The organism is Methylobacterium sp. J-072, from assembly GCF_022829425.1.
Lineage (GTDB): Bacteria > Pseudomonadota > Alphaproteobacteria > Rhizobiales > Beijerinckiaceae > Methylobacterium.
In genome coordinates this window covers 1-283 of record NZ_JAKSYK010000148.1, presented here as the reverse complement: position 1 = coordinate 283, position 283 = coordinate 1, and the positions used below count along the sequence as shown (strand labels likewise).

At 71.4% G+C, this 283-nt stretch carries 1 pseudogene; it reads left to right on the top strand.

Annotated features, from left to right (window positions below):
- Window positions 1–140 (top strand): annotated as a pseudogene (locus MKK67_RS17335) (pyridoxine 5'-phosphate synthase); the annotation flags it as partial.
- Window positions 141–283 lie beyond the last annotated feature (143 nt).

Here is a 283-nt window from a genome sequence, read left to right as displayed (position 1 = left end):
AGATGGTGGCGATCGCCCTGGCGACCCGGCCGCACGCCGCCTGCCTGGTGCCCGAGAAGCGCGCGGAGCGCACCACCGAGGGCGGCCTCGATATCGTCGGCGGGTGCGATCACCTCGCCCCCCGCATTCGGGCCCTGGCCGGGCACCTCAGGATGAGGGCGAGGACGGAATATCTCCTCCGGTCTGAAGCGCCGTGGGCGCCTACGACCGGCTGAGAAACATCCCGGTCAGCAGCAGCCCGAAGGCCGCCAGGCCGAACAAGCCTTCCTTGCGCTGCGTGGGG